Origin of the sequence: Bathymodiolus heckerae thiotrophic gill symbiont, assembly GCF_900128515.1 — a bacterium.
Taxonomy (GTDB): Bacteria; Pseudomonadota; Gammaproteobacteria; order PS1; family Pseudothioglobaceae; genus Thioglobus_A.
On the sequence record NZ_FQTP01000135.1, the window covers coordinates 1 to 2,868 of the forward strand.

General features: G+C 32.5%; 3 protein-coding genes. All 3 read right to left on the minus strand.

Translation table 11 applies throughout. The annotated features are described in order from the left end of the window. Positions 1 to 150: 150 nt before the first annotated feature. On the minus strand, positions 151 to 1,107 hold the full coding sequence (locus BTHERMOSOX_RS10150) for a KAP family P-loop NTPase fold protein (RefSeq protein WP_171004741.1): 957 nt from the start codon (positions 1,105 to 1,107) through the stop codon (positions 151 to 153). A gap of 85 nt (positions 1,108 to 1,192) precedes the next feature. Then, positions 1,193 to 1,534: a P-loop NTPase fold protein gene (locus BTHERMOSOX_RS11950; protein ID WP_138121043.1), complete on the minus strand. Its 342-nt coding sequence runs from the start codon at positions 1,532 to 1,534 to the stop codon at positions 1,193 to 1,195. After that, positions 1,531 to 2,745, minus strand: a complete 1,215-nt coding sequence (locus BTHERMOSOX_RS10160; RefSeq protein WP_138121044.1) for a restriction endonuclease subunit S — start codon at positions 2,743 to 2,745, stop codon at positions 1,531 to 1,533. The genes BTHERMOSOX_RS11950 and BTHERMOSOX_RS10160 overlap by 4 nt, the downstream gene beginning before the upstream one ends. Positions 2,746 to 2,868 lie beyond the last annotated feature (123 nt).

The following is a 2,868-nucleotide window of genomic DNA, read 5'->3' on the forward strand; positions in this document are numbered from 1 at the left end:
AGGATGCTTTAAATTCACCCTCAATAACCACTTGATCAAACCCACCACGAACACCATCAAGCTCAGTGCCATGAAAATACCCGTAGCCCTCAGACTTTAATAGGTCTATTAGGTTTTGTTCAATGTCATCTTCGGTTATTTTGGTCATATTTATAATGGCATTTTTGAATCATCAATTTCAAAATTAAACTGGTCTGTAAATTCTAGCTTTCTAACAACTGTTTTTATTATTTTATTTAAATAATACTCTCCATATCCATCTGGACTATTTGTAAGCTCTCCAACCATAATCCTCTGATCTTCAGTTTTATCTGTCAATAATAGCCCTTCCTGCTCATCAACTAAATCTTTAAACTCATCATCACTTTTAAATGCAGACAAAACAATAGATTTAACAATAATATTTAGATGCCTTTCATCATCGCCAATAATACTAAAAAAAATTTCCCAAATATCTTGATTTGAAATTTTTCCACTACTAAAATCTAAAAATGCTTCTGAATCTTTTATTTTCAAAGCGGCAAATAATATAAATACTCGAAAATGAACTTCATAAAATCTTGGCTGAATAGTTTGAGTGAAAATAATAAATTGAATAAAAATCTGCTTTATCTCCCTTAAAGTTAAATCCATAGATTTCGCTAAGTGTTTTAATAAATTTACATGTCCATCAGCATAAATTCGCTTAATATCTTTCTTTTTTAGAGTTTCATCAAAATTATATTTTTGAAATAACGCATCACAAAACTGATCTTTATTAGGATTTTTTAGTCTATATTCCAAGTCAATAAACCTTCTGAGATAGTTATTTGTGTCAATACCTCCATATTGAGATTTAATAGATTCTGACAATTGTTTTTTATCAATTGATAAAATAAATATCAAATTATCAATATTAAATAAATGCTTAATCCTCTCCAGTAATTCAATGGAATACAAAGGTCTGCACCTATCTAATTCATCAATGAAAATAACAAATGGCTTTTCTGAATCAACACTCGATAACAATTTCCCAATACTGTCTTTAAAATTCTTGGTTATGTCCTCATCTTTTTTATAACCTTCAATCAAATCCAGTGCTGTTTTTTCAGAAAACTCTGTAACCACCTCTGTAATACCGCCTCCTACATCAACCCCTGTTGATCCTTTAATAAACGCTGAAACTCCTCTTATAAGAACTTTGGCAGTTGATTTATTTACTAAGTTTTTTTAGATCTTCATTTCCTGAAAAATTATTACCAATATGCTTGTCAATCTTTCCAACGATTGAAATTAATGGCTCTTTAGAATAATCCTCTTCCCATGCACTAAAATAAATACTTTGAATTTCATATTCCTTTTCTAGATGCGCCTTTAGCAGCCTAACAAAAGTTGTTTTTCCTGCACCCCAATCAGCATCAATGGATAAAACAAATGGATCGGTTGTTGTAGAAATAATTTTGGACAAATTATCTATCAAGCCCTCTCTATCTAATACATCATTTGCAAAGATGTCATCACGCTCTATAACTATTTCTTTATTTTTTACAATCATGTATCAACCCTAATATTTCCGCTCATGAGCTTCGGTAACAAAGCATCTCTGGTTTTTTCAAGGATTTGGGCTTGAGAAATATTTTTTTGAATTTTAGCCAGTAGAGGAGAAGTCAAATTTGAAAATTTTATGGCTATATCTTCTGATGGAATTATAATTGACATGTTTGCAAACGACCCCTGCCAAACTGCATATGGCATTGTTGTTCCTTTGGAGTTTTGATTTGCATAATCAACCGAACTATTTTGATTTATTAACAAAAGAGAAAACTCAAAAAATAACTCATTTTTTACTCTAAGAACCATAGCTGTTGCTCTAGTAACCCCCTTAATTGTAGAAAAGCAAACCCTATGAAAATAACAACGCATCGCTCCAAATAAAATATCACCGGGCTCAAATCCTATAAGACTACTTTGCGCATCTCCTATAGGTTTGCTTGAATCCAAGCCTAATTTTCTCATAGGCATTTCGTCAATTGGTATATACTTTCTACCCTTAAGATCGTCTCCTTTTTTTAAAGATTTTTTAATATTTAAAACTATATCTTCTAATTTTCCAACCTGCCAGCCTTTGGGGATCTGTCCGAGTTCGGAGTTGATCATTTCGCCTGTGGCGTTGGGGAAGTTGAATTTCACAAACCATTCTTTAAAGAGTGTTTGTGCTAGGGTTTCAAGGGTTTTGTTTTGCGCTCGCAACAATTCTATTTTGTCATCAAAACTGACAAGAATATCAGCAATAGATTTTTGTTCATCGAGTGGAGGTAGGTTTATCTCTATATCACTAATAGAGTCGAAAGTTATTTGAGGAAATGTTCCTGACCTTGCTTCAGCGTTAGCATTAAATACACGCAACATATTATGTGATGTTAACGAAAGGTATAAATAGTTTAAATCTACGTTACTATTTCTCTTTAAGACCATGAATTTAGTTGAAACTACATAATCCTTAGACTGAAAATCAACAAGAGCGTATCTTTTATTTTTAGGTCTAATTTCACTATATAAAATATCACCTTTTTCTATGGCTTTTTTCGCCTGACCTGGCAGGCCTTCTGCTGAAATATAGTTGTTATGTAAAAAATTACCTTCTAGTACATCGCCAGTATTAACAAAGACTACTTTGTCTTTATCTGAAAAATCAAATCTTCTTGAGACATTTTTCATAACACCTTCAAGTGTCGTCTCAACCCAGCCGTTTGGCAATTCACTCATGATGATTGCCTGTTAACAACACAACTACCAAACCAATGACTTTGTCTTTATCTGCTGGATCACTTTGGGCAATGAGCAAGGTGATTGCGGTTAGTGCTTCTGGTGTGATTTTAGCTCTAAAAT